Annotated in this window: 26 protein-coding genes; 9 read left to right on the top strand and 17 right to left on the bottom strand. The window is 36.5% G+C overall.

Annotated elements, in window-relative coordinates; genetic code table 11:
• Positions 1-6: 6 nt before the first annotated feature.
• The 9 genes from PQ459_16420 to PQ459_16380 form a co-directional block, all read right to left on the bottom strand.
• The gene (locus tag PQ459_16420; protein WDF46474.1) at positions 7-1,344 is read right to left on the bottom strand and encodes a beta-carotene 15,15'-monooxygenase; all 1,338 of its coding nucleotides are present in this window, start codon (positions 1,342-1,344) and stop codon (positions 7-9) included.
• Positions 1,345-1,347: 3 nt separating this feature from the next.
• The gene (locus PQ459_16415) at positions 1,348-1,758 is read right to left on the bottom strand and encodes a hypothetical protein (GenBank protein WDF46473.1); all 411 of its coding nucleotides are present in this window, start codon (positions 1,756-1,758) and stop codon (positions 1,348-1,350) included.
• On the bottom strand, positions 1,751-2,197 hold the full coding sequence (locus PQ459_16410) for a hypothetical protein (protein WDF46472.1): 447 nt from the start codon (positions 2,195-2,197) through the stop codon (positions 1,751-1,753). The genes PQ459_16415 and PQ459_16410 overlap by 8 nt, the downstream gene beginning before the upstream one ends.
• Entirely contained in the window at positions 2,197-2,475 is a 279-nt protein-coding gene (locus PQ459_16405; protein ID WDF46471.1) for a hypothetical protein, read from the bottom strand. Before PQ459_16405 ends, PQ459_16410 begins: the two co-directional genes overlap by 1 nt.
• 46 nt (positions 2,476-2,521) lie before the next feature.
• The gene (locus tag PQ459_16400) at positions 2,522-2,902 is read right to left on the bottom strand and encodes a DUF6232 family protein (GenBank protein WDF46470.1); all 381 of its coding nucleotides are present in this window, start codon (positions 2,900-2,902) and stop codon (positions 2,522-2,524) included.
• Positions 2,903-2,907: 5 nt separating this feature from the next.
• Complete coding sequence (locus tag PQ459_16395; GenBank protein WDF46469.1) at positions 2,908-3,114, bottom strand: hypothetical protein; 207 nt, start codon at positions 3,112-3,114, stop codon at positions 2,908-2,910.
• Between the two features lie 129 nt (positions 3,115-3,243).
• Positions 3,244-3,903: a response regulator gene (locus PQ459_16390; GenBank protein ID WDF46468.1), complete on the bottom strand. Its 660-nt coding sequence runs from the start codon at positions 3,901-3,903 to the stop codon at positions 3,244-3,246.
• 10 nt (positions 3,904-3,913) lie between these two features.
• On the bottom strand, positions 3,914-5,575 hold the full coding sequence (locus tag PQ459_16385; GenBank protein WDF46467.1) for a hypothetical protein: 1,662 nt from the start codon (positions 5,573-5,575) through the stop codon (positions 3,914-3,916).
• Positions 5,576-5,660: 85 nt separating this feature from the next.
• The gene (locus tag PQ459_16380; GenBank protein WDF46466.1) at positions 5,661-5,831 is read right to left on the bottom strand and encodes a hypothetical protein; all 171 of its coding nucleotides are present in this window, start codon (positions 5,829-5,831) and stop codon (positions 5,661-5,663) included.
• A gap of 316 nt (positions 5,832-6,147) precedes the next feature.
• On the opposite strand from PQ459_16380, the gene PQ459_16375 reads away from it, so the two are divergent.
• A complete protein-coding gene (locus PQ459_16375) occupies positions 6,148-7,023 on the top strand; it encodes a hypothetical protein (GenBank protein ID WDF46465.1) in 876 nt (291 codons plus the stop codon).
• Positions 7,024-7,080: 57 nt separating this feature from the next.
• On the opposite strand, the gene argS is transcribed toward PQ459_16375, so the two are convergent.
• The 8 genes from argS to PQ459_16335 form a co-directional block, all read right to left on the bottom strand.
• Complete coding sequence (argS, locus tag PQ459_16370; protein ID WDF46464.1) at positions 7,081-9,210, bottom strand: arginine--tRNA ligase; 2,130 nt, start codon at positions 9,208-9,210, stop codon at positions 7,081-7,083.
• A gap of 326 nt (positions 9,211-9,536) precedes the next feature.
• Complete coding sequence (locus tag PQ459_16365) at positions 9,537-10,901, bottom strand: MATE family efflux transporter (GenBank protein ID WDF46463.1); 1,365 nt, start codon at positions 10,899-10,901, stop codon at positions 9,537-9,539.
• 111 nt (positions 10,902-11,012) lie between these two features.
• Positions 11,013-12,197, bottom strand: a complete 1,185-nt coding sequence (locus tag PQ459_16360; protein ID WDF46462.1) for a sigma-54 dependent transcriptional regulator — start codon at positions 12,195-12,197, stop codon at positions 11,013-11,015.
• A gap of 270 nt (positions 12,198-12,467) precedes the next feature.
• The gene (locus PQ459_16355; GenBank protein WDF46461.1) at positions 12,468-13,628 is read right to left on the bottom strand and encodes a M20/M25/M40 family metallo-hydrolase; all 1,161 of its coding nucleotides are present in this window, start codon (positions 13,626-13,628) and stop codon (positions 12,468-12,470) included.
• A gap of 95 nt (positions 13,629-13,723) precedes the next feature.
• Positions 13,724-14,062 (bottom strand): hypothetical protein, encoded by a 339-nt coding sequence (locus tag PQ459_16350; protein WDF46460.1) that lies wholly within the window; start codon positions 14,060-14,062, stop codon positions 13,724-13,726.
• A 177-nt stretch (positions 14,063-14,239) separates the two neighbouring features.
• A complete protein-coding gene (locus tag PQ459_16345) occupies positions 14,240-15,094 on the bottom strand; it encodes a nucleoside phosphorylase (protein WDF46459.1) in 855 nt (284 codons plus the stop codon).
• Between the two features lie 242 nt (positions 15,095-15,336).
• Positions 15,337-16,512: a TIGR03862 family flavoprotein gene (locus PQ459_16340; protein WDF46458.1), complete on the bottom strand. Its 1,176-nt coding sequence runs from the start codon at positions 16,510-16,512 to the stop codon at positions 15,337-15,339.
• Between the two features lie 229 nt (positions 16,513-16,741).
• The gene (locus tag PQ459_16335; GenBank protein ID WDF46457.1) at positions 16,742-17,074 is read right to left on the bottom strand and encodes a translation initiation factor; all 333 of its coding nucleotides are present in this window, start codon (positions 17,072-17,074) and stop codon (positions 16,742-16,744) included.
• 256 nt (positions 17,075-17,330) lie between these two features.
• Here PQ459_16335 and PQ459_16330 point away from each other — a divergent pair, with 256 nt between their 5' ends.
• The 8 genes from PQ459_16330 (at position 17,331) to PQ459_16295 (ending at position 25,992) form a co-directional block, all read left to right on the top strand.
• Positions 17,331-17,804, top strand: coding sequence for a hypothetical protein (locus PQ459_16330; GenBank protein ID WDF46456.1), 474 nt, complete (start codon positions 17,331-17,333; stop codon positions 17,802-17,804).
• A 132-nt stretch (positions 17,805-17,936) separates the two neighbouring features.
• Positions 17,937-19,463: a 2,3-bisphosphoglycerate-independent phosphoglycerate mutase gene (gene gpmI / locus PQ459_16325; protein WDF46455.1), complete on the top strand. Its 1,527-nt coding sequence runs from the start codon at positions 17,937-17,939 to the stop codon at positions 19,461-19,463.
• A gap of 139 nt (positions 19,464-19,602) precedes the next feature.
• Positions 19,603-21,030: a helix-turn-helix domain-containing protein gene (locus PQ459_16320; GenBank protein ID WDF46454.1), complete on the top strand. Its 1,428-nt coding sequence runs from the start codon at positions 19,603-19,605 to the stop codon at positions 21,028-21,030.
• A gap of 148 nt (positions 21,031-21,178) precedes the next feature.
• Positions 21,179-22,546 (top strand): T9SS type A sorting domain-containing protein, encoded by a 1,368-nt coding sequence (locus PQ459_16315; GenBank protein WDF46453.1) that lies wholly within the window; start codon positions 21,179-21,181, stop codon positions 22,544-22,546.
• A 203-nt stretch (positions 22,547-22,749) separates the two neighbouring features.
• Positions 22,750-23,727 (top strand): acyl-ACP desaturase, encoded by a 978-nt coding sequence (locus PQ459_16310; protein WDF46452.1) that lies wholly within the window; start codon positions 22,750-22,752, stop codon positions 23,725-23,727.
• 161 nt (positions 23,728-23,888) lie between these two features.
• A complete protein-coding gene (locus PQ459_16305; GenBank protein WDF48737.1) occupies positions 23,889-24,320 on the top strand; it encodes a hypothetical protein in 432 nt (143 codons plus the stop codon).
• 91 nt (positions 24,321-24,411) lie between these two features.
• Complete coding sequence (gene map / locus PQ459_16300; GenBank protein ID WDF46451.1) at positions 24,412-25,221, top strand: type I methionyl aminopeptidase; 810 nt, start codon at positions 24,412-24,414, stop codon at positions 25,219-25,221.
• Between the two features lie 3 nt (positions 25,222-25,224).
• Positions 25,225-25,992 (top strand): methyltransferase domain-containing protein, encoded by a 768-nt coding sequence (locus PQ459_16295; protein ID WDF46450.1) that lies wholly within the window; start codon positions 25,225-25,227, stop codon positions 25,990-25,992.

Raw genomic sequence — 25,992 nt, 5'->3', positions numbered from 1 at the left:
GGTGATTTATAAAACGGATACGTAAACAGAGTTCTGACTGTCAGAATTGGCGCCTACTTTATTAAGATTGTAATTGTACTGGTTCTTACATTCCTCGATCATTTCTTGTTTAACAGGATGAGATGTTGCTAATTTTTCATTGATAAAAGTGATCCAGCCTTGCACATATTCTGATGCGTAAGATTTGTACTCTTTGGTTGGGATGATGACGCCATCAACGATGTTCTGAAGTTCCTCAATTCTCCCTTTTGCTTTGATGATTAGATCTTTGATGCTTGCAATGCTGTTTTTGATTTCTTCCAACTGTTTTTCGAATGCCGTAATTCTGTCTTGATGAACTGTGATATCTTTCTGCTTTTTCAGCTGTTCATTCTTGATCTTGTCTTTTTCTTTATGTTCTTTCATAATGAAATCGAAAACCAATCCCCAAATAATGTACACTACAAATCCCGCGAAGATGATTCCCCAGAATTGGTTTTTGGTAAATGCTATTGATAGATCGAACGGTGGCGAATCAAAGGTTTTATTAAGTTCATAAAGTTTGGACTCGATCTCGTAAGCTAATATGGCATCGAAAACGAATGTCACGACGAAAAGAAGAAATATTTTTATGTAATTGATCCAGTTTTTGTTCTCTCCAAACATATGGATCAAATAGCCTAATCCCAGAAAAACAAACGGAATAAAGGTTACGAAAGCACCTTCCAAAGGACCTTCTTCCCACGCTTTGTTAAAAGCCTGAGCGTCCAAAACACTCTGCATAATGCTGACATTCGGGTCAAATGTTTTGAAGAACGCCGAAAATGAGGTTGAAATATAAAATGTGAAAAGATAAAGCGTTATTGGAATTAATAACAAAAGACCAATCCAGAATTTTGTCGAAGCGCCTTTACTGGCGTTGATGTGATAGACTTCCGGATTTCTCGGGATGTCATTGATTTCGAACTTGAGAGATTCTATTTTATCCTGAACATTTTCGATGCTGTTTTGAACTTCTTTTATCTGTTCTTCCTTATTATCAAGAGACACTGTGAGGCCTTTGATCTCGGTCTCTTTGTTTTTCTGTTCATTGATGTATGGTTCTTTAAGCTTATTTTGTTTATCAGCCAGTTCTTTTTCTTCATTTTGAAATTTGGAATAGATTGCGTCCAGACAAATAGATAATGCCGTATGATTCCCGCTGTTTCTAGAGCTGTCTCTGTAGCCGGACTCGTGATAAGTACGTTTTCTGCTTTCCTCTGTTGATTCATGATTGGTGTTGTTGTCAACAACTTTCAAAGGAGATTCTTCTTTAACGATTGGATCAGGTTTTAATCTGAAAATGTTTTTGATATTATTGGTCATAATTTAGTTTTTTAGATCATTGAAAATATCGTTTTTACTTTTTCCTTCTTTCACAGATTGGATGAGATAATCCACGATCTGCAAACTGTTTTCTTCCATAAATCCGAACATTAGGACGTATTTTTCTAAGGAAGATTTTTCATTCGGAGTTACTTCTCCATCTGCCCAGATCATCAGTGTGAGATCGTAGAGATAATCGATTTTTTCTTCGATGTTCTCTGGAATTGATATTTTAGAATTAATTGGATTCAATAGAATTTCGTCCAGTTTTTTCTGGGAAATTCCTCTGTCTTCTGCAGATTTGTATAGCGCTTTCAGCTCTAGCGAACTGAAATTGTCATCACAAATTGCCATTTGATAAAGTCTGAGAAAATGAGCTTTCAGACTCTCTGTTGTTTCTATCATTTCATTCATTGTTGCAGTTATTTTTTGGTTTTGTTTTAATGATTCTATCTCGGCTGAATGTCTTTGGTTGTGGCGTTGTCTCCGGAATATCTTTTTTTGGAGTTTCTTTTACTTTTCTCTTGATAATGATAAGTAGCAGAAATAGAATTCCGGTAGCAATATCGATTGGGATCCAAATGATTTTTCTGTAAAAATGAATGGGAATGATGGGATTGAATAAAATAAGAACAATTCCAAAAATCATGACCCAACCAAACTCTCTCTGTCTTCCGAAATAATAAACAGTTATCGCTGAAGCAACAAAAACGATGATTCTAAGAAATGTGTAATATAAAATCGGGAGCGAAAGAACTGCAACAAAACAACCCAGCGCACAAAATGTAAAAAGTGTTTTGTAAATGATCTCTAATCTTTTGAGGTCATTAATTTGGTTGGCTTTTTCCATCATCAATTGCATCCAGAACAGTAACTTCTGTCCACATATTCCTTGCTGTTGCCGGACCAGTAATAGCAGCCGCCTCTCGGTCCGACTTCCAATGGATAACCGTTGTATGTGCAGCTATTTTTTTTGGAGTTGGATTTTGATGATTGTCTCTTAAGGGATTTTTTCTTCTTTTGTTTTTTGACTGCAAATTCTGTTTCAGATGAGAAATTGCTTGTTGATGCTTCGTAAGTTGTGGGAATTAATAATCCTAAAGTAAGTAAGGTGAAAAGTAGTTTTTTCATAATGATTTTAGTATTTAATTTTTGATTTATTTTAGAACATCTCTTATTATCCTCTGTGAATTATTGCGTCGCTTAAAGCATTAACAATTTTTTGAATATAGATTTTATCTTTAGAAATGATACTGTTGGCTTCTCCGGCATTGGTGCTGATTCTTACTGCATATTCATTTTTTATATAAATGAACCACCAGATTCCTAATGCTATCAGAATGAATGCAAAAAGAATTGTTTTCCCGGAAAAGAATAATGGGATTCCGATCAAGATAAGAAGTATTGCTTTCATTTTACTTTTTACAATTTCAAAAATATGTACCGATGAAATATTTCTCATTGCATAAGTCTTTGATTGAGTTACGAATCTTGATTGTGTAACAGTTACTGTTGAATCTTGATAAAAAGTTGTTTCGTTTTGTATTGTTGTTTCCATGATATTTAGCTTGTATGACATTCATTAGAACATGTTTTGCATCCATTTGAATCTGAATAGGTTTTTTTCGATTCTTTTACCGCTTCTTTGCAAGAAGAAAACTCACCCAGATACTTTCTGTTTTCCAAACTGGGAAGATATTGACAGTCTAAATTGTGGACTTCGTGATCGCCATTACTTTGCGCTTTTTTGTTTACATAATACTTTGCCATAATGTTATATTTTTATTTGTTTAACACTCCAAAATTACTCGCACTCCAAACCAATTCTTTACGGAAATCCGTAAAAAACAAAAAAACTTTCAAAATCAATTGAAAGTTTTTAACTGTAAGTGTTGAGTATTAGATAATTCCGAAATCTTTGCAGAACGCAATCAGCTGTTCGTTGCTGTTGACCTCCAAAGATTCTTTGATCTCTTTCAGTCTTTTTTCTACGGCACTCATGCTGGAAGGTTTAATTTCGTTTTCTTTTAAGTAATTAGGAATGTCTTTTAAAAGTATTCCTTGGGCTAACAAAGAAACAAGCAAAGTGTCGTACTCAGAAAATTCGAAAGCGTTTTTCTCTTTTCCTTTGAGGTCATAGGAAAGATGTTTCTCATTCTTGTAAACTTTTTGGATTGCCTTCTTCAGGTCTTTTACATCTTCTCTGGCTTTTCGAACATATGCATTGATCTCCTGCTTTTCGAAAAGCTTATCTATAATGCCTTGCTTTTTGTTGACAGAGAAGACGATCACTTTTAGTTCTGGTTGTAGGTTTTTTGCAGCATCTATCAATTCTTGACCGGTTTTGATATTTTGCGCTCTATGGTCTTCTTCAAAGGACAGGTCGGTGATTAGTAATTCAAAAGGTGTATTTTCTTGGATGCCCATTTTTATCCTGCTGATCGCATCATCGCAGTAACTGACATATTTTGGGTCGGATATCTTGAGATCATCCAATGCCTTTTGGACAGAGAGGCTAGAGCTTTCGAAATCTTCTGCAATTAGAACTCTTGTAAACATATTGTATTTTTTAAATTGGAAATTCGATGTTGATCTTCAGTAGATTATTTGTTTCTGCGTCAAAATTAATTTTTCCATTTATAGAATTAATACGGTTTTCCATATTTTGAAGTCCATTTTTTGGCAAATGACCTTTCATTCCTACGCCGTTGTCTGTATATGAGATGTTTATGTCGGATCTGTCTTTACTGAATTTCAAAAAAACTTTGTCTGCCTTGCTATGTTTTTTCATATTCGTCATCAATTCCTGAAGAATCAGATAGGCTTCGGTTTTAATATGGAAATTGACATCTTCCCATAGATTTTCATTATTTCCATTGTAAATGATTTTCACTGAGTCGGAAGAATATGAATCCAACATCTTGTGAAGCTGCTCATAATAGTTCTGATTTTCATTGATTTCCTTGTTGTCATATGAAATGTCCCGGGTCGTTTCATAGACATTTTCCAAACCGAAGAGGAGTGCGTTTCTATCAATAATTGTGGTGTTCTCAACCTGCGACATGATTTGATAGATCCTGTTCGCAACACGATCATGGATTTTTTTAGAATATTTCAGTTCTGTATTTTTTACTTCAAGCTCTTTCTCCTGTTTAAGTCTTTTTTGCCGTCTTGTATAATATAAATATCCAAAAAAAAGAAAAATAATTAAAGCGACAACAATGATATTTCGCACTATGATTTTACTTTGCTTTTCTGTACTTTCCGCTTTCGCTTTCAGAAAATCTGCTTTATTCTTTTCCGTTTCATAGCGAATAAGCGCGAATTGATTCTTGGCTTTATTTCTTGCAGTTTGCAGGCTGTCAGTTAGAAATTCGTACCGATTAAAATGTGAAGAATAATTTTTAGGGTCAAGAACAATTAATTTTTGTAAAGCTTCAATCTGATCATCGGGACTTTTTATTTGTCTTGCAACATCAAACATTTTTTTTGCATAAATCAATGCAGAATCTTGATTATTTTTAATGTAATAATCTGAAATATGAGCAAAACTGGAATTAAGACCCCAATCGTCTTTCAACTTTAGCCTTATATTAAGTGCTTTATTGTATTCTGGAATGGGGTCATAATTAGAAATCAGAAGCCATTTAGTCAAAGCCAGATTTGTTAAGGTCCTGGAATAAATAACATCTTCAGTATTATGAATTTTTAATATATTATTGAATATTTCTAAGGCTTTATCATAATTTTTATGATTGATGTAGTTGTTACCGAGATTGTTTTGATAAATTAATCTATCCTCAATATTTGTTGTGAAATTTAAAGCCTTCTGATAAAATTCTATTGCTTTAGAGTAATTTTTTAATTTGCTGGCAGTGATGCCTAAAGAATTATAATTTATAGATTGATATTGATACTGTAAAGTATCTACGCTTTTGAAATATGCCAGAGCAGATAAACTGGTTTCTTGACTTCCAAAATAATCACCCTTTGTTTCTTGAATAATTGCCAGATTTGTCAGGCATTTTCCAACTCCAAAACTGTCATTTTCTTGCAGGAAAATATCTTTAGCCTTATAGAAATACAAAAAAGAACTATCAATTTTTTCTTTATCTCTAAACTCAAAAGCTTTATCATAGAACAAATTAGTTACATTCCTTTTTTCGCTAGCTGTTTTTTTTGAGCAGCTTGCAACAAGACAAAAGATGAATATCAAGTATAGAAGTTTCAAGATAGTTAGTTTTTATCAAATTTAAATAAAATAGCGAAAGAATGTTCTTTCGCTATGTATTATTAAATAAATTTAATGAAAACCATTATCCGCCAATAATCTTTGGTGGTACGGGATGTCCGGTATCTCCGCCAGTATCTCCTGGATTTGGTTGTGGGGCAATTGTAGGTGTAGGCTCATCATTGCCACAATTTGAAGTATTAGAACTTGCAGGATTTGAAAATAATCCCATTAATATTAAAAATAGATTGAACATTGTCTTAAAAATTTAAAAGTTGGCATTCGTGTTCTTCCTCGCGAAACGGATCGCGAGCAGCTGACACAGTGGTTGAAAAAAGAAGCGCTTCTTAAATTTTTGGGAAGTCAACCTTCAAAAACGGAAAAGAAACATCTGCTTCCCAAGCCAGAGATCTCTCTCCGTTTTATCTGGTTGTTTTTTGGAAATCAGTTTGTAACTTTGTTTTTATAATGTTTTGTTTATCACTGATTTCTGATTACAAATTTCACTCAAATGAGGTGCTTTTTCCTAGACAGAGACTGGACACAGATTGGACAGGATTTTTATCATTTTTATGGAAAACCGTAATTTTTCAGACATAGGTTTGTCTAATTTGGACACGGAATTAATTCTTCAATTAAAATATATGTATGACAAGAAGAAAACTTTAGTAAAAACAGCCTTTGAACAAGCAAAAAGAGAATTGAAAAAAGAGAATGCTACTAAAAATTACTTGGCAGAATATCTTAGTGCTCATTTTGAAGGTTTATTTGGTTCTGCAAAAACAGATAAGATGTTTGAAAGATATTTTACTGATCTAATACAGAAGAATCAAGATCGTTTTATTGATGAAATAACTTTGGATCAATTGAGTAGATATGTCGGATATAAAGATTATGATGATTTTTGTAAGAATTTTACATTTGAAAACAAAATCAACGATTCTACTACATTGAAATTCAGTATTGATGGTGATGAACAATCTTTTAAAGGGACTAATTTTAGTTTTACACTTTTTAATAGTCCTGTTTTTAATCTTCACGATTTCCTTACTAAGCAAAGTAATCTAGGAATCATCGGAGTAATTCTTTGTGGAGGTTTGTTTGTTGGAAATAAGATGTACAAGGCAAATGAAAAAATGCCAGAAGAAAATGGAAATCCAGCGACATTATTTGATTCCAGGCAATGTATGTATTGGAATGGGAAAGAATATATACCCGAATACTGTAATAAGCCGAACAATAATCTGGTTGCAATTGATGCTAAAAAGGTTGCTAATTTCAAAAAAATAACAAAACCTGATACAATTACGTCAATTAGAAATATATGGTATTCAAAATATCAAAATGAAGTAGAGTTTTTTACAGGCAATGGAGAAAACCCTGAAAATGGTAGCGATTTGAAACCGCTTACCGAACATATTTTGGGTAAATATGGGAGCGGTGAATAAGCCTAAAAAAAAACTCTGCCGAAAAGCAGAGTTTTAAATTATTATTCGAATTGAATTTTACATTCTATTCACCACATTGATTCCCAACATAGATAAAGCTTTTTTGATAGTCTTCGCAACCAGATCAGAAACCTGTAGACGGAATTGTTTCGCATCCAGATCTTCCTGTTTTACAATTGGATTATTTTGGTAGAAAGAGTTGTAAGATTTCACCAATTCATAAACGTAATTCGCTACTAAAGCTGGGCTTAAAGTTTCCGCAGATCGCGCAATAACTTCTTTGAATTCAGCCAAAAGCATAATTACTTCTTTCTCACTTTCATTCGGAACATAAGCACCAAAATTTCCTTGTCCAGCATATTCAGCCTTGGCCAAAAGCGACTGGATTCTCGCATAAGTATATTGAATGAATGGTCCTGTATTACCATTGAAATCAATACTTTCCGCAGGATTAAAGAGCATTTTCTTTTTCGGATCCACTTTCAAAATGAAATATTTCAAAGCACCCAATCCAACCGTTTCGTAAGATTTGACTTTGTCTTCGTTAGAAAGCGTTTCCAACTTGCCAAGTTCCTCAGATTTTTCTTTCGCAGTAGAAATCATTTCTTCAACCAATTCGTCCGCGTCAACCACGGTTCCTTCTCGGGATTTCATTTTTCCTTCCGGTAATTCTACCATTCCATAAGATAAATGGTAAAGCTGATCTGCCCATTCATAACCCAGTTTTTTCAAGATTTTGAATAGAACCTGGAAGTGGTAATCCTGCTCATTTCCAACCGTATAGATCAATTTCTGAATGTCATTTTCCTTGAAACGCTCAACCGCAGTTCCAAGATCCTGAGTCATATAAACCGAAGTCCCGTCAGAACGCAAAAGCAGTTTCTGATCCAAACCTTCATCTGTCAAGTCACACCAAACAGAACCGTCTTCTTTCTTGTAAAGAATCCCGCTGTCAAGTCCTTTTTGAATCAGATCTTTCCCAAGAATATAAGTATTGCTCTCGTATTGAACTTGATCAAAATTAACGCCCAATCGGGAATATGTTTCATTGAAACCAGCATAGACCCACTCATTCATCATCGCCCAAAGTTTTCGAACTTCCGGGTCATTATTCTCCCATTTCAAAAGCATTTCCTGAGCTTCTTTTAAAATGGCAACTTTTGTTACTACATCTTTATTCCCTTCAAGTTCTTTCTTTATTGATTTTATTTCTTTATTAAGAATAGTCACTATTAACAACTCATTCTCATTGTTTTCATTGAAGTTACTTAAGTTTAAAATACTTCCTTTGTTTTTCTCCAATAGGGTGACGAATTCTTTTCTTTTAAGAATTATTTGAGAATCAATTACATCATTTTTATCTAAAATAAAGTCACTTAAATAAAATACTTTTCTATTGATATAGTCCCAATCAATTTTAAGTGTTTCCTTTATAAAATTCCTTAGAGCTTTTTCATATCCATCATTAATTATCTTAAGTATTGGTTCGTTATTAATATTTACTAGACCTAATATTTGGGTTTCAATAGCTTTATTTAAAAAATTAATAAATTCTATTTCGACTTGTTCTTGTAATTGCTTTTTAAACTCTTTATCAAAAGCGACATAATATTTTCCAACCAAATGATCGCCTTTCAAACCGGTAGATTCAGGTGTTTCACCGTTTCCAAATTTCTCCCAAGCCAACATCGATTTGCAGATGTGAATTCCACGGTCATTGATGATCTGAGATTTGATGACATTGTAACCGTCGGCTTTCAAGATCTCAGCAACCGAGAACCCTAAAAGATTATTTCTAACGTGCCCAAGGTGCAAAGGTTTGTTGGTGTTTGGTGAAGAATATTCCACCATCACCGTTGCATTTTTCGGTGTTACGTTTTCAAAATCATCCTGAAGTTCAGACAATTGATCCGCAAAAACCACGTCTTTCAATTTAAGGTTCAAGAAACCTTTCACGATGTTGAAGCTTTCGATAAAATCGATCTCGTTTTTGATAGCTTCTCCAAGTTCGTTTCCAATCGCGTCTGGACTTTTCTTAGCCAGTTTTACTAATGGAAAAATGACGATGGTAAAATCACCTTCGAACTCGGTTTTATTTTTTTGAACATCGAGATTCACGCCTTCCACGTCATAAAGTTTCGGGATGATCTCGGATATTTTTGATTGTATATGTTGTATGATATTCATTTCAGAATTTTGTGTTGCAAATTTAAAAATTTAAAATATGTTTTCAGAACAAAGTCACAAATTATATAATTGATAAAATTTGGGCAGCTATTTCCGCCTTCCACTCCCAATCTTTTTTGCAGACGGTTTCAGTCTAAATAGAACTTTAGTCCACGCAAAAAAGGATTTCCGTTCAAGTCGGGCTGCAGATTTGGTTTCCTTATATCACTTTGTCGCCAAAAGTTTGTTCCAATGTCAATCTAATCGGAGTCGAAGACTTTCACAGATTGCAGCTTAGCGACTTTTAACGTTATCAATATAAAAAAATGCGCCTTTGCGATAAAATATTAGTTGATAACAGCCAAAGCTTTCCTCTTGCTCAGCCTCAAAAACCTTATGACTAAAAGAATCGCAGAGATCGTCAAACCAATTCCCAAAGCGATCCACATCCCAAATGCACCCATTTTCATCGTTACACAAAGGAAATATCCAACCGGAATCGTGAAAACCCAATAAGCCAAAAACGTAATCACACTCGGGATTTTCACATCCTGAATTCCTCTTAGACAACCCAAAGCCGTCACTTGGATTCCGTCAGACAATTGGAAAAGCGCAGCAATGATCATCAGTTTTGAAGCTAATTCAATGACGAGAACATCACTTTCTTTGGTGAAAAACTGAGGCAGAACGTTTCGGAAAACGATGAACATAATGCCACAAAATCCCATATAGATTAATGTCAATTTGAAATTATTAATGCCGATTTTTCTTAAACCTTCAAAATCTCTCACGCCCATTTTGTTCCCAATCATAACGGTAGAAGCGACACTGAAACCGATACAAAGATTAAACGTGAATGAAGCCATCGACAAAGCGATCTGATGCGACGCAATATCCTGTGAACTTACCAATCCACAAATGAAAGCGGCTGCTGCAAAAGCGGTCACTTCAAAGAACATTTGCAAAGCCGTTGGCAATCCAAGCTTGAACATTTTGTTGAACATTTCTTTGCTGAATTCTGTTATTTTTAAAGAGAATTCTTTGATGTATCTTCTTGTTTTCGGTTCTTTTACCAAGACAAAATATAAGAAAACCACCATAAAGATTCTCGCGATCAACGTTGCCAAAGCCGAACCTTGAACGCCCATTTCGGGGAATCCAAAAAGGCCTTTGATGAAGACATAATTCAGAGCGATATTAATGACATTCGCAATAATTGTGGCTTTCGTTACACCAATCGTAAATGACAAACCTTCCGAAACTTCTCTCAAAGTCTGGAACATCATAAATGGGATCATTGTAAATGCCATAATACTCAAAAAGCTGATCGTATCTGGAATGATCTCAGTCGGCTGATCCATATGTTTGATCAATGGAAGTCCGGCCAATAATAAGATCATCAGCAAAATCCCAATCCCAAGGTTGATGACAAATCCGTGTCTGAAAACAGAATTGATCGTTTCGTGTTTTCCCTGAGAATTAGCCTCAGAAACCAACGGCGGAATTGCAAAAGAAAATCCCAATGCCAAAACGAAAATGGAAAAGAACAAGGCATTTCCCAAAGACACAGAAGCCAAAGCCTGCGCGCCCAAAAGTTTCCCCACGATGATGTTGTCGAAGAGATTCACGGACACTTGCCCGACTTGTGTCAACATCACAGGAAGCGCCAGTTTCAGCCCTTGCTGTGTGTATTGTTTATCTAAAAATTTCATTTGTTTATCTTATTTTATTTTTAAATGAAGAATTCTACCGCATAGAATCTCATTTTTTTCCAAAAAAAAACCGCAGAATAAACTGCGGTTAAATATAATATTTAATTAAGTTTATTTCTTTACAAAACTAGCAACGTCGTCAGCAGTCACAGGATCAGCACCTAAGATGATCAACCTTTCCACAACGTTTCTAAGCTCACGGATGTTTCCGGTCCAGTCATATTGCTGTAATGATTTGATTGCTTTGTCATCGAATTTCTTAGCTGCAGAACCGTTTTCTGAAGCAATTGAATTGGTGAAATGCTCTACCAACAATGGAATATCTTCCGCTCTGTCATTAAGGGAGGGAACACTAATCTCGATCACAGAAAGCCTGTGGTACAAATCCTCACGGAATTTTCCTTGCTCGATTTCTTTAGCTAAATTTTTGTTGGTTGCAGCGATAACACGGACATCTACTTTGATCTCTTTGTCGCTTCCTACAGGAGAAACTTTACTTTCCTGCAAAGCTCTAAGCACTTTTGCCTGAGCAACCAAACTCATATCACCGATCTCGTCCAAGAAAATAGTTCCGCCAGTTGCCTGCTCGAATTTTCCGGATTTATCTTTGATCGCGCCTGTAAAAGAACCTTTCACGTGACCGAACAATTCACTTTCGATCAATTCTGATGGGATTGCCGCACAGTTCACTTCGATCATTGGTCCTCTGGATCTTTCACTTTGGGAGTGGATTGCGTGAGCTACCAATTCTTTACCAGCGCCATTTGGTCCGGTCACAAGAACTCTTGCGTCGGAAACCGCTACTTTGTCGATGATTTCCTGGATCTTCTTAAGTGCAGGCGATTGCCCAATCATCTGGTATTTTTTATTGACTTTTTTCTTCAGCTGGGAGTTTTCCTGCTTCAGATTGGTGTTTGCTTTTTGAAGATTGCCTTTGTCCAAAGCATTTTTTACACTGGTGATCAATCTGTTGATATCGATTGGTTTTGAGATGAAGTCATAAGCGCCTTCTCTCAAGCAGCCAACTGCAGTATCAATATCTGCGTGTCCGGAGATCATGATGAACGTCGTCTCTGGCTTGATGGCAAGAGTTTGTTTCAGAAGTTCTGTTCCGGAGATTTTTGGCATTTTGATATCAGAAATTACCAAAGCAAAATCTTCTTTCTCTATAAATTTGAAACCCTCAAGACCATCTTCGGCTATTTCGAATTGGTATTCAGGAAGTTCGTCCGATAAAATACTGTGTAGAACGCCGGATATTGCTTTTTCGTCCTCTACGATTAAGATTTTTTGCATAGTTGCAAAGATACAAATTTTTGATTTCGTAATACGAAATTATTATGATTGTTTATTCTGAAAATTGCAATGTAGAAATGTTCTAAAAAAGAGAACGTGTAAATTTCCGACAAAACGGCCTTGCAATAGCGATAGTAGCGGTTATCCTTTTTCTATGGCCCGGGGAATGTGAGGGCAGAAAAAGATAATAGCGGATAGCGCGACCCTAGCTGTGGCAAAGGCTAGGCGAGGGGATTGCCCAAATCATTTCGAACTTAAAAGGTGGTAATTTTATTCTACAATGATCTTCTTGGTGATCACCTGATCTTCGACTTTAAAAGTTCCCAAGTAGATCCCTTTTGGAAGTGATGAAATGTTGATTCTGGTTTGATTTTCTGTCTTGCTCAAGGTCTTGCCTTCAAAATCTGTGACGGTAAAGGTGAAACGTTGGGTTTTGCTGTTCAGGAATTCGAGTTGGAGATAATCCTTTGCTGGATTTGGGTAGAATCTGAAACTCATCGCAATCTCTTTTGGCGTGCAAGTGTCCAAAGTTTGGCCAGCAACCGCGAAATGTTGGACCGCGCCGACTGTGGCTTTTGCGATTTTGTAGATGTAGACCGGATCTAGATTTGCGTAAGTATCGTTTGCCGTGTGTGCGTAAGGTGTTTCGTTGTACTCGAACAAACCTGTGATAATTTCTCCGTTGGCTTGGAACGGCATATAATCTGAGGCGTAAGCGTAACTGAGATTGGTCTTCAAAGTAGAATAAAGCGTGACGCAATTCATCAATTGTTGCGTGAAAGTATTGGAAGCCGCGTTGTTGGCGCTAGGATTGCTGGACTCGTCTCTTTCGCAAGTGATCGTATCGTTGGTCTGTCCTTTGATGCCCCCGACTTCATCGATGTTGAGGACGAGGCGGATGTTCATTTTCGGATTGGTGGTGTTCACAACATTTGAAACATAATGTGCGGAACCCAGCAGACCTTGCTCTTCGCCAGAGAAATTGATGAACTTGATGGAATACTCGGTATTGACGTTTTTCAAAAGACGGGCAACTTCGAGAATGACTGAAACGCCGCTTCCGTTGTCATTGGTTCCTGTTCCTGTGATCGTGTCGTAGTGACCACAAACGATGATGTAGGTATTCGGATATTTGGTTCCTGTTTTTGTGACAATAAGGTTGGAGGTAGAATTACCGCTGTAAGTAAAATTGTCTCTCGTGATTTCCGATTCTGAATATCCGAAAGAGAGATACTTATTCTTCAGCCAATTGTAGGCATTGTTGTTGGCGGGAGAGCCTGTGGTTTTTACGCCCAAACCTTCAAACTCTTGCAAGTACGTGTTGACGTTGGTTTGTGAGACCAAATTGCTGACATCGGCGTAATTCTGATTGAATGTTTGAGAATTTGCAAATATTCCTGCGAATAATATGGAGAAAAGTAAGTTTTTCATTTTACATCTTAATAAAGTGCAAATATAAAATAAAAAGGAGAAGACGTGATAAATGTCTTCTCCTTTCGTTTTGAAAAACTATTACTAACTTAAAACTAATTCGTTGCTTTTCTAACTTCTGCTTTTACGTCTTCGCTAGCATCCTTGGTTTTTTCCCAAGCGTCAGAGGCTGTATCTTTTGTGCTGTCCCAAGCTTTTTCTGCGAAGTCTTTTGTATCTTCCCAAGCTTCAGATGCACTGGCTTTTAGATTTTCGAAGAAACCATCTCTTGTTGGTTCTTCATTTTTTCTTTTTTGCTCATCAATGTAATTTCTTGCTTTGTCAGCATATTCATTGACCGTGTTTTTTGTTTTGTCTGCAGCGTTCTCTAATGAGTTTTCTGTTTTGTTTACTGCTCTTTCTGCGTCGTTATAATTTTGATCTTGAGTGCTCATAATAATTTATTTTGTGAGTTAAAAATTGAAAAATTTGATTTGATACTATCAATTATTCAATTTGAATGCCGCAAAATCTTAACGAACGTTAAAGTAATTATAAATAAAACCAAATACGAAAAAAGCAACACCTTTATGGATGTTGCTTTCTAATATCTAAAGTCTAAGCTCTAATTTCTATTTAATGATTCTCTCCAGAACCCACTCGATCATCATTTTCTCCGATGCGTGGTGGTCGCTTGCAAATTCGCCTCGTCTTCTGTTGGCGATGACACAGTTGACGGTCAAAGCTTTGTGGCCTAGCAACTTTGAAAGGCCGTAGATTGCTGAAGTTTCCATTTCGAAGTTGGAAACGCCAAGGTCATTCAATGTTTCTAGGAATTGGTCATCCAAAGCTTTTAATCTTAACTGACGACCTTGTGGTGCGTAGAATCCTGGGAAAGTAGCGGTGTTTCCTCTGTATTTTGCATCGGCGTAATAATCAGAGATATCTTCTGCCCAATCTGAGAAATACAACATTGGTTTGATCTTCTCGTAAGGGAATTTTGCCAAGAAGTTTTTGCTGAATTCATTTTCAAAGGCGTAATCCTGATAGAAATGCAAAAGTCCGTCAAGACCTACCACATTTTCTGTCACCAACATATTATTCACCTCAATGTCCGGATTCACACTTCCGCAAGTTCCCAAACGAAAAAGTTCCAAAGCCTTATGTTCCGTCTTGAATTCCTTCGCCTTCAAATCGATATTGACCAAAGCATCCAGCTCATTCATCACGATATCGATATTCTCAGTCCCAATTCCGGTGGACATCACGGTAATTTTTTCGCCACGCAAAGTTCCGGTGTGGGTGTAAAATTCTCTTTTATTCTTTTTGACGTCAATCGTGTCGAAATACTTTGAAACTTTTGGAACCCTGTCCGGATCGCCCACCAAGATTACTTTTTCGGCAAGGTCTTCAGGAAGAAGATTAAGGTGATAAACACTTCCGTCGTCGTTTAAGACCAGTTCGGAATCTGCTAATTTGTTGATCATATTGTTGATTTATAATTTAAAAGATTAAAAAATTAATGATTGTAATAGGTACTAATTTTTGAAATTAAAAAGGTTTTAAAGTTAACAAAATTCTCCACTTGCAACCACAAAAGTCATAAAAGCTTTAATTTAGTTTTTATTAAATCGTAATTAAAGTCTTTCTCAGATTGTAATACATTAAAGCTCAAAATGATTTGAGATAGATTTTGTGCGCCTTGTGAAAAACTTTGTGCTCTTTGTGGTTACGACTTCGCAATTTCATCTGCCACAAAAAATCCCGTGCTGAAGCAAGCCTGCAAAAGATAACCGCCAGTAGGTGCTTCCCAATCTATCATTTCGCCGGCGCAGAAAATTTTGGGGAATTTATTTAGCTCAAGTTTCTGATTCAATTCTGAAAATGGAACACCGCCAGAAGTCGAAATCACTTCGTCGATTGGTCGGTAGCTTAGAATTTCTATCGGGAACTTTTTGATTGTTTTGGATAGATTCTCAATGTCCGTGTAGCTTTCTTTGTCTAAAGTTTTCAGAAGATTGAGCGCTGTTGTCGAGAGTTTTAATTTACGTTTCAAAACCTGACTTATTTTTTCTGTTCCGTTTAATTGTTCGAGGATTTCAGCTTCTGAGAGATTTGGTTTTAAATCGATGTTGATGATTAATGGAAAATCGTGTTTTCTCGTGAAGCGATTCAGATAATAAATCGGACTTCCCTCAATCCCATATTTTGTAAAAACCACTTCACCGATTTTATCATTTCCCTCAAAAGAAACTCTTATGTTTTTAAGATATTGACCTTGCAGTTGATGAAATTTAGAATCCGTATTAAAACCGGAATTTGCAGATTCCAAAGGTGTGATTTCAATGTTTTTTGATTTTAAAATCTCAATCCATTTCGCATCAGAACCAGTCTTTTTCCAAGAACCGCCACCGATCGCCAAAATTAATTTTGAATAGTCAACTTTAAGTTCGTTATCTTTATTTTTAACGGTCACAGAATTCTCGTCAAAATCAATAAAAGTATGCTCGTAATGAATCGCGACGCCCAATTGCTCCAACCTGTCCAACCAAGCTTTCAAAACCTGAATCGGCTTGAAATTCTTAGTAGGAAAAATCTTTCCAGAACTTCCAACATAAGTTGTAATTCCCAAGTCAGAAAGCCAATCCACCACCTTTTTATTATCAAAACATTTGACAATCTCCCGAATTTCCGGCGCATCATATTTTTCGATAAAAGATTCTAATTCCTCACTGTGCGTCAGGTTGAAACCGCCATTTCCTGCGACCAGAAATTTCCTTCCCGAAGCTTTGTTTTGCTCAAAGATTTGAACTTTGAAGCCTTTCTCAGCAAGGATTTGTGACGCCATCAATCCCGCAGGACCAGCGCCTATTATGATGATTTGATTATCAGGGATTTGTTTCAAAAGGACGTTTTTTCTAGAAGATTGGAGGATTGGAAAATTACACGGAGGCACAAGGTTTTTTGATGAATGTCTTGTGTTTTAAGGCACAAAGTTTAGCTTCGCTAATAATGAAAAAATCAAAGATTTTCCTTGTGTCTTAAAGAGTGATTGATTGTGAAAAATCTTTGTGCCTCTGTGTTTAACCCACAAAGCAAAAATCATTCATCACCTATCATTCATCATTTATAAATCAACCGCCGACACGTTTTGTTTTGTAGCCCATTTCTTTTAGGATGGTCATTATTTTGTCGCGGTTGTCGCCTTGGATGATGATGACGCCATCTTTTTCTGAGCCACCGATGCCGAGTTTTGTTTTGATTTTTTTGGAGATTTCTTTCAGGCCTTCGTCGTCGCCTTCCCAGCCTTCTATGATGGTGACAGGTTTTCCGTTTCTGCCTTTCTTCTCGAATTTGCAAACGAGCGGTTCTTTCTGTTTGAAGTTTTCTTTTTCTTCATCGGGCATTTCAAAATCCTGCTCATCGTGTTGCGGGAAAAGGTTTTTCAGTTGGTCTCTCAAGTCCATTATGTCAATTTAAATAAGGGTTTTAAAGGTAGTGATATTTATTATTGTGGGAAAGATGTGGAGGGGAATTGTGTTTTGAAAGTTAAGATATAGTTTGTATTTGAATAATATTTATATTTGAATGTTGCCAATAGTTTCAAAACTAAACAATGGATACAGTGAAAACACTTTACTTTTTATTTCATTTTTGAATAATTATGCTCAAAATTTTTACTCAAAACTTAATAATACCTGATTCGATATTGAATATATGAAAATGAAAAAAAAGTATACGAAGTATGTTTCAGTAATTATTTTATTGATGATTATTGGTCTAATTGTTTATTCGTATTATAATCCAAACATAGATGATAAAGATTTTGATTTAGAATTTAGAATATCTAATGGAGAAAAGGATTTTTACAAACAGAGAAATAAAAAAATTGAAACGAGAAAGTTTACATACAATGATGAAAGGTATTTCAATTATGTAGATAATTATGAGTTAATAATACATTCTTTAGACATTATAGAAGGAAAAGAGAAAATTATAATTTTAAAAGATAGTATAGATACAAATGATGATTTTAAAATAGCTAACATTACATATAAAGATAAGGCGGGTAAATATTTGCCAATTAAAATTGAACATAAGAATGATTCTATTTTTATTATTCAAATTGGAAATGAAAACAATTTAATGTTTAAAGGGGTTTCCTCTAACACTCGAACTCCATCTAACAGTCACTAATTTTTAATCTTCATTTTTTTTGTTATTTAACCTGAGTTCGTATTAATTTATCTAAACCAAAAAAACACCCACCAAAATTCCCCATTCCCCATTCCATTTCGTAAATTTGTATAAACAAAATAAGAAATCAAAATGTCAAAAAAAGCAATCCTTGCAATATTAGACGGCTGGGGAATCGGTCTTAATGACGAAGTTTCCGCTCTCAAACAAGCCAAAACGCCTTTTATAGATTATGCCCTTCAAACTTTTCCAAGTACAACCCTCGAGGCAAGTGGTTTGGCCGTTGGTCTTCCCGCTGGACAAATGGGAAATTCCGAGGTTGGACATATGAATCTTGGCGCCGGAAGAGTCGTTTACCAAAATCTGGTAAGACTGAATATGGCGGTGGAAACGGGAAGTCTCGGCAGAGAGCACGTCATCCAAAACGCTTTCGAATATGCAAGAGCAAACAATAAAAAAGTACATTTCATCGGTTTGGTTTCCAACGGTGGTGTGCATTCCCATATCAATCACTTGAAAGGCTTATTGACCGCCGCGCACGAGTTTGGATTGGACAAAAATGTCTTCGTTCACGCTTTCACAGACGGAAGAGATTGCGACCCAAAATCTGGAAAAGGCTTCATAGAGGAACTTTTGGCGCATATGAATTCAACCACGGGAAAACTGGCTTCTTTGATTGGTCGTTATTACGCGATGGACAGAGACAGACGTTGGGAGCGCGTGAAGTTGGCGTATGACCTGATGGTAAACGGCGTTGGGAGAGAGAGCAAAGATTTTGTACAGTCAATTCAGGATTCTTATAATGAAGATGTGACGGATGAGTTCATCCAACCGATTGTAGCGATTCAAAACCATTTTCCGATTGGTAAGATTGAAGACCACGATGTTGTGATTTCCTTCAATTTCCGTACAGACAGAGGTCGCGAAATCACAGAAGTTTTGACGCAACACGACTTCCCAGAATATGGAATGAAAAAACTGGATCTGTATTATGTGACTTTGACAAACTATGATAAATCTTTCCAAAATGTAAAAGTTGTTTTCGATGAGAACGTTCTTCAGAAAACAATGGGCGAAGTTTTGGAATCTGCAGGCAAATCCCAGATCAGAATTGCTGAAACAGAAAAATATCCACACGTGACGTTTTTCTTCTCAGGCGGTCGCGAGGCAGAATTTGTTCAGGAAAGAAGATTGCTTTGCCCAAGTCCGAAAGACGTGGCAACCTACGATTTGAAGCCAGAAATGTCCGCTTACGACATCACAAACTCAATTGTTCCAGAATTGGAAAAAGGAACAGCAGACTTTGTTGTTCTTAATTTTGCAAACACAGATATGGTAGGTCACACAGGCGTTTTCTCTGCGGCAGTCAAAGCAGCAGAAGTGGTGGACGAGTGTATCCAAAAAGTGGCAACTACGGCTTACGACAATGGTTATGCGGTTTTCATCTTGGCCGACCACGGAAACTCGGATGTGATGATCAATCCAGATGGTTCTCCAAACACGCAACACTCCACCAACTTGGTTCCGTTCATCGTGATGGACAAAGAACATACCTGGAATTTGACACCAGGAAAATTGGGCGACGTTGCACCAACCATTTTGAAAGTGATGGGCGTCGATATTCCAGAGGAAATGACAGGAAATATTTTAGCCAATTAAATTTTCCTGCCTTTTGGGCTGGGATAAAGAAAATTTAAAATAGAAAGTCGGTTTTTACAGCCGGCTTTTTTGATGTAAATTAGTTTCGTCAATTCATAAAATGAAGATGTTCAACAATTTTTTTTTCTGTTGTTTTTTGATGGTAAGTCTAGTATCCGGCCAAAATATTTTGTCCAATGATGATGCTTACAATAAAAAGAAAAGTGAGGAATTGGCTTCTTCTGCGGTTGCCTATTTCAAAAATAATGACCTGAAAAAATCGACCGAACTGCTTTTCAAAGCTAAAGAATATGCAGAGAAAACCGACGATTATGAACTGATTGCAAGGATGAATGGATCCATCGCTCACCAATATGTGCAACTCAATTTAAATAACAAAGCCAAATTCTATCTGGACAATGCCATTAAACAAATTAATAAACTGCCAGAAAGTGATAAGAAAAGATCTCTGAAAACACTCTCTTATCTGGAAATCGGAAATATCGATTTTGACGAAGAAAACTATCAAAAAGCTAACGAATATTACAAAAAATCCTTACGTGAGATTGAGTCGGTTAAAAATCCAGATGACCAGGCTGTTTACAACCACAGACGCTCTTTGTACAATATCGGAAACTCCTATCATTATCTGAAAAACGATTCTGCAGAGATCTATCTGAATAAGGCTTTGGCCATTAAAAATAATTACAACAAAGAGCTTGACCATTTTATATATAATTCGTTGTCTCAGGTTTACTCTGGCAGGAAAGCATATCAAAGGGCGATTGATACTTTGAAGGTTGTCTTGGAACATAAAAATAATCTGGACAAGCGCCTTCTTTCTGATGTTTATTATAATCTTTCGCAGAATTACAAATTTTTGGACGACCAATCTCAATATTCTTTCTACAATGAGGTATATATTAAGCTGAACAAGTCAACCAAGGAACAGGAAATGCAGGCGATATCTTCTGCCATCGATGCAGAGCAGAAAGATTATAAGCAAGCTATTTCGTACGCAGATAGTTCTAAAAAGAGCGTCGTTGTCATAGCAATTATCTTTGGTTTGTTTCTGGCTGGAGCGATCATTTATCTGCTATATCGTAGAAGAAAGGAAAGAAAGGTTTTTGAGAATATCATTAGTAAATTAGAATCTGATAACGAGGAAAAAAGCAAGTTGCCCGCATCTCTGGAGAAGACACCCAAAGAAGTAACGCTCCAGATTCCTAATTCGGTAGAACAAGATCTGTTGGACAAACTCAAGAAATTTGAGGATTCTGAAAAATTTACCAATCCAAAACTCACGATCTCAAGTCTTGCCTTGCAGTTGAAAACCAATACGAGTTATCTTTCCGAAGTCATCAATAAATACAAAGGCAAGAATTTCAATACTTACATTAATGAGTTGAGAATCGCTTACATCTGTCAAAAAATTTATAATCATAAGGAGTATCAAAATTATAAAATAAGTTATATGGCGGAGGAATGTGGCTTCGCTTCACACAGTTCTTTTGCGACCGTTTTCAGAAATATCACAGGGATCTCACCTTCCGTCTTCATCCGTGAAGCTTCAAAATCTCAATCTTGATAAAATGAGTTTTTAAATTTTAAGTATCATTAAATCAGTTATTTAGAATTATTTTTCACTTTAAAAATCAAGGATTTTGAAAGCCTTGTCGTTGGATTTGATGATAATGTAAACTAGTTTAGCATCTAATAATTATAATATCTGTTTTATGAAGAAAAATTTGATTTTTTTGATGATGCTGTCCGGTGTGATGTCATTTTCTCAAAACTGCGTTTATGGTGTTTCATCAGACACTACTGGAAACGGCGAAAATATTACCACAGGCGGAAACTACGAATATACATCTGCATCAGATTTTGATGTGGAGTTTGGGAAGATCCTCACTGTGAATAATGTGAAGTTTAATGCGCTGAAAGGTTCTTCCGATCTTACTTATGTCAATCTTTATTTTTATAAGGACAATGCTGGCAGGCCAGGAGATCTTATCAAGTCATTTGAAAACGTGGTTCCCGCTTCTCAAGCTTTCAAATATACATTGGAAAATAATTCAGCGTATGAGATCAACGTGAATCTTCCTTCAACATTCGATTTGCCGAAAGGCAAATATTACCTATCCGTAAAAGCGAAGCCTGGAGATGCTACTTCTGCAAGCTGGGAAATCAATAATCAGGAAACTACCAAGTTAGGCAGATTTGGCTATTCCAAATTTGATTCCGACGATTGGTTTGGCGGTTATTCTTATTATGATCATGTCTTCCAAGTTTCAGGTATTTGTACTTCCACAGGCGAAACTCAACCAGATTATGGCACAGCAACCAGCCAAGGCAATGTTTCCGACGCGCATGAAGATGGAGCCAGCATGCCGGGAAGATCGTTGGCAGATGATATCATTGTTCCCGACAATACGAAGTTTACGCTTACAAACTTTAAAATTTCAACATTACAATTAGGAAATATTGAGAATGCAACAATTAATATCCGTTCTTCTGTAGATGATGCGCCTGGAGAGATTTTGTTCTCTTTTGAGAATATCGGTCCGAAGACTGAAAATTATTTCGGTTATTGGCCAGTTCCAGGATATCCATTGGAAATGGTTGCTGTGGATCTGGATTTCGAATTGCCTCAAGCTGTAGAATTGAGCCAAGGGAAATATTTTGTTGAGGTTAAGGCAAAGCAGGTTCCTTTCACGGATTATCTGCAATGGGAAGCCACGTCTCAAGATGGCATCGGTGGATATTCTTATACTTCTTATGACGACGGAGAATCTTGGGAGATCAATGATGGATATAATTATGTTTTTCAGGCGATTGGATATTCCAAATCTAGCTTGGCAGTAAATGATTTCAATAAAAACAATTTCAGTTTCTATCCAAATCCTGTTAAGAATGAAATGACAATCGTTTCCAACCAAGAAGCAGAAAGAATTCTGATTTATAACACCGCAGGACAGCTTGTGAAAGATGCTACGGTTAGTAACAATAAAGTTAATGTATCAAATCTTACTTCAGGTAATTATGTTGGAAAAGTGATGCTTAGAAACGGTAAAACAGAAACCGTAAAGATTATAAAACAATAGTTTGTTAACACATAATCTTTAATAAAAACCAGCATTTTCGCTGGTTTTTTTATAATGTTAGTTGTAATTCTCTAAAGTTGTTTATAAATTTAAAGTTATTTTCATCTTCTTATTAATTTCTTAAAGTATCACAAACTTCGGTAGGTCAATAGCCATTGGTATGATTTTGCTATATTTGAAACCATAAAATAAGATTCAATTTAATGCACGAAAAAGAGTTACAGATAGAGGTAATGAGATCGATGGAAAAGAATATGGACGAGTTTATCGCATCATATCTTACACCGATCGAGAAAATATGGCAACCTTCGGATTTCCTTCCGGACAGTTCCAGCGATAATTTCAAAGATGAGATCGAGGAGCTGCAAACATTTGCCAGAGAAATGCCTTATGACCTTTTCGTAACATTGATAGGCGATTGCATCACAGAAGAAGCATTGCCAACTTACGAATCTTGGTTGATGAACCTCGATGGCGTAAATCAAGAAAAAAATACAGGCTGGACCAAATGGATCAGAGCTTGGACCGCAGAAGAAAACCGTCACGGCGACCTTCTCGGAAAATATCTTTACCTCTGCGGTCGCGTGAATATGCGCGAGATGGAGATCACAACGCAACATCTCATCAGCGACGGTTTCGACATCGGAACCAGTTCAGACCCTTATAAAAATTTCGTTTACACAAGTTTTCAAGAAACAGCAACCAATATTTCGCACAGAAGAGTAGGGACTTTGGCAAAGCAATCCGGAAATAAAAAATTAGCACAAATGTGTGGCGTCATCGCAGCAGATGAAGCAAGACACGCCAAAGCTTACAAGGATTTCTCCTCAAGGATTTTCGAGATGGACGCCAGCGGAATGATGCTCGCCTTCGAAGATATGATGAGAAGGAAAATCGTAATGCCTGCACATCTTCTTAGGGAATCTGGACAAAAAGCCGGCGAACTTTGGGAACATTTTTCCGATGCCGCACAAAGAGCAATGGTCTATACAGCGCAAGATTATATCAATATTCTATCTGATCTTTTGGATGAATGGAAAATCGACCAAATGAAAAACCTGAATGATCAAGCAGAAAGAGCCAGAGATTACTTGATGAAACTGCCAGACAGATTGCAAAGAATCTCAGACAGGATCAAAACACCGGAACTGCCGTACAGTTTCAAATGGGTGAAAAGTTAAAATATAATGCGCTGTCTAAGCGCATTTTTTATGACTGATGAGCAATAATACTAAGATTACAATCGATGTATTTTGTTTGGTTTAATATCTTATTTCTATCTTCAAAAGGAATTTATATAATTCGTATATTTGCAGACTTATTTTTTTTAATAACAACGATGATAAAAAGTAATAAAAAACTAGCAATCGATTTTGACGGAACCATAGTGGATGATGCTTATCCAGGAATAGGAAAGGCAAAAACATTTGCATTCGAAACCCTGAAAAAACTTCAAGGTGAAGGTTATAGACTGATTCTTTGGACATACAGACACGGTAAATCTCTAGAAGAAGCTGTGGAATTCTGCAGAAAGAATGGTTTGGAATTTTACGCCATCAACTCAAGTTTCGAAGGTGAAGTTTTCGACCACGAAACACAATCCAGAAAATTAGACGCCGACCTTTTCATAGACGATAGAAATCTTGGAGGATTCCCAGGTTGGGGCGAGATCTACCAGATCATCAATGAGCGAATAGAATTCCAAGTAGCAGGAGGCGAAGTTCACGCTTACTCAAAAATGAAAAAAGAAAAGAAAAAAGGCCTTTTTTGGTAAGTCTTTTAGTACAAAGTAAAATGTATCAAGTACAAAGTATTACATTATAAATACATTGGACATCTTACATCATACATTAATACAAATTTAAATGATTCAACTCAAAACAATAGAGGAGCTTCGGTTGATGAAGCAAAGTGCAAGATTGGTTTCCCAGACTTTGGGAATGTTGGCTAAGGAAATAAAACCAGGCGTTACAACTTTACATCTTGACAAATTAGCTTACGATTTTATCAAAGATCACGGTGCAGAGCCTGCCTTTTTAGGTTATGGCGGATTTCCTGCCTCACTTTGCATTTCGCCAAACGATCAAGTTGTTCACGGCATTCCAAACACAGAACCAGTAAAAGAAGGGACGATTTTGTCCGTAGATTGCGGTGTTTTCTGGAACGGATTTGTGGGCGATCACGCTTACACTTTTGAAGTCGGTGAAGTTTCTGCTGAAGACAAAAAATTGTTGAAAGTTGCGAAAGAATCTTTATACAAAGGTATAGAACAATGTGTGAGAGGAAAACGTGTTGGTGACATTTCCAACGCTATCCAAAAACATTGTGAGAAAGAAGGCTACGGCGTGGTTCGCGAATTGGTAGGTCACGGTGTTGGTAGAAAAATGCACGAAGATCCTCAGGTTCCAAACTACGGAAAACCTGGAAGCGGTAAAGTCCTGAAAGACGGAATTGCGCTTGCCATCGAGCCAATGATCAACCTTGGAACCGAAAAAGTGAAGTTCCACAATGACGGTTGGACGGTGACGACTTTGGACAACAAAACGTCTGCGCATTTCGAACACGATGTTTGCATCATCAACGGAAAACCGGTTTTACTTTCTACTTACGATTACATCTACGAAGCTTTAGGAATCAAATCGGATGAGGAAAAAGCGTTTCAGCTGGATTTTTAATTAATGAAAAAATTCACCAAATTTCTACTCAATAAAATCCCAAGACCAATGCTTATTAACTTAAGCATTTTTTTGCGTCCGTTGATTGTTCTCTTTTTCAAAGGTGATAATTTCACCGATCCGATTGATGGTAAATCTTATCACAAATTCTTACCATACGGCTACGGAAAACAACGTGCAAATGCGCTTTCGCCAGGAACTTTGTCATTAGAAAGACACCGCCAAATGTGGCTTTATCTTCAAAATGAAACTGATTTTTTCACAGCTAAACTGAAAGTTTTGCACATCGCTCCGGAACAGGAATTTTTGAGAAAATTCAAAAAGATGAAAAATCTGGATTACACGTCGGCCGATCTTTTCTCACCGATTGTGGATGTGAAAGCGGATATTTTGGATCTGCCTTTTGCAGATAATACTTACGATGTCATTATTTGCAACCACGTTTTGGAACACATCATCGATGATAGAAAAGCAATGTCCGAACTTTATCGCGTGATGAAACCAAAAGGCTGGGGAATCGTGCAAGTTCCAATGAGAAATTCTCTCGAAACGACTTACGAAGATTTCACGATCACAGATCCGAAGGAACGTCAAAAACATTTTGGACAATACGATCACGTTCGTTGGTACGGAATGGATTACTTCGATCGATTGAAAAGTGTTGGTTTTGAAGTTGATGCTAATTTCTATTCTCAAAAATTCTCAGAAACGGAAATTAAAAGATTTGGTTTGAACAGGAATGAGATTCTGCCGGTTGTGAGGAAATCCTAA

Origin of the sequence: Chryseobacterium sp. KACC 21268 (assembly GCA_028736075.1) — a bacterium.
GTDB lineage: Bacteria > Bacteroidota > Bacteroidia > Flavobacteriales > Weeksellaceae > Epilithonimonas.
The sequence above is the reverse complement of the archived record's forward strand: the minus strand, read 5'-3'. Positions and strand labels throughout refer to the sequence as shown.

What these genes read in the sequence shown, in the direction of transcription:
- PQ459_16420 (WDF46474.1), bottom strand. Translation starts at nt 1,344, where the DNA reads ATGACCAATAATATCAAAAACATTTTCAGATTAAAACCTGATCCAATC.
- PQ459_16415 (WDF46473.1), bottom strand. Translation starts at nt 1,758, where the DNA reads ATGAATGAAATGATAGAAACAACAGAGAGTCTGAAAGCTCATTTTCTC.
- PQ459_16410 (WDF46472.1), bottom strand. Translation starts at nt 2,197, where the DNA reads ATGATGGAAAAAGCCAACCAAATTAATGACCTCAAAAGATTAGAGATC.
- PQ459_16405 (WDF46471.1), bottom strand. Translation starts at nt 2,475, where the DNA reads ATGAAAAAACTACTTTTCACCTTACTTACTTTAGGATTATTAATTCCC.
- PQ459_16400 (WDF46470.1), bottom strand. Translation starts at nt 2,902, where the DNA reads ATGGAAACAACAATACAAAACGAAACAACTTTTTATCAAGATTCAACA.
- PQ459_16395 (WDF46469.1), bottom strand. Translation starts at nt 3,114, where the DNA reads ATGGCAAAGTATTATGTAAACAAAAAAGCGCAAAGTAATGGCGATCAC.
- PQ459_16390 (WDF46468.1), bottom strand. Translation starts at nt 3,903, where the DNA reads ATGTTTACAAGAGTTCTAATTGCAGAAGATTTCGAAAGCTCTAGCCTC.
- PQ459_16380 (WDF46466.1), bottom strand. Translation starts at nt 5,831, where the DNA reads ATGTTCAATCTATTTTTAATATTAATGGGATTATTTTCAAATCCTGCA.
- PQ459_16375 (WDF46465.1), top strand. Translation starts at nt 6,148, where the DNA reads ATGGAAAACCGTAATTTTTCAGACATAGGTTTGTCTAATTTGGACACG.
- argS (WDF46464.1), bottom strand. Translation starts at nt 9,210, where the DNA reads ATGAATATCATACAACATATACAATCAAAAATATCCGAGATCATCCCG.
- PQ459_16365 (WDF46463.1), bottom strand. Translation starts at nt 10,901, where the DNA reads ATGAAATTTTTAGATAAACAATACACACAGCAAGGGCTGAAACTGGCG.
- PQ459_16360 (WDF46462.1), bottom strand. Translation starts at nt 12,197, where the DNA reads ATGCAAAAAATCTTAATCGTAGAGGACGAAAAAGCAATATCCGGCGTT.
- PQ459_16355 (WDF46461.1), bottom strand. Translation starts at nt 13,628, where the DNA reads ATGAAAAACTTACTTTTCTCCATATTATTCGCAGGAATATTTGCAAAT.
- PQ459_16350 (WDF46460.1), bottom strand. Translation starts at nt 14,062, where the DNA reads ATGAGCACTCAAGATCAAAATTATAACGACGCAGAAAGAGCAGTAAAC.
- PQ459_16345 (WDF46459.1), bottom strand. Translation starts at nt 15,094, where the DNA reads ATGATCAACAAATTAGCAGATTCCGAACTGGTCTTAAACGACGACGGA.
- PQ459_16335 (WDF46457.1), bottom strand. Translation starts at nt 17,074, where the DNA reads ATGGACTTGAGAGACCAACTGAAAAACCTTTTCCCGCAACACGATGAG.
- PQ459_16330 (WDF46456.1), top strand. Translation starts at nt 17,331, where the DNA reads ATGAAAAAAAAGTATACGAAGTATGTTTCAGTAATTATTTTATTGATG.
- gpmI (WDF46455.1), top strand. Translation starts at nt 17,937, where the DNA reads ATGTCAAAAAAAGCAATCCTTGCAATATTAGACGGCTGGGGAATCGGT.
- PQ459_16320 (WDF46454.1), top strand. Translation starts at nt 19,603, where the DNA reads ATGGTAAGTCTAGTATCCGGCCAAAATATTTTGTCCAATGATGATGCT.
- PQ459_16315 (WDF46453.1), top strand. Translation starts at nt 21,179, where the DNA reads ATGAAGAAAAATTTGATTTTTTTGATGATGCTGTCCGGTGTGATGTCA.
- PQ459_16310 (WDF46452.1), top strand. Translation starts at nt 22,750, where the DNA reads ATGCACGAAAAAGAGTTACAGATAGAGGTAATGAGATCGATGGAAAAG.
- map (WDF46451.1), top strand. Translation starts at nt 24,412, where the DNA reads ATGATTCAACTCAAAACAATAGAGGAGCTTCGGTTGATGAAGCAAAGT.
- PQ459_16295 (WDF46450.1), top strand. Translation starts at nt 25,225, where the DNA reads ATGAAAAAATTCACCAAATTTCTACTCAATAAAATCCCAAGACCAATG.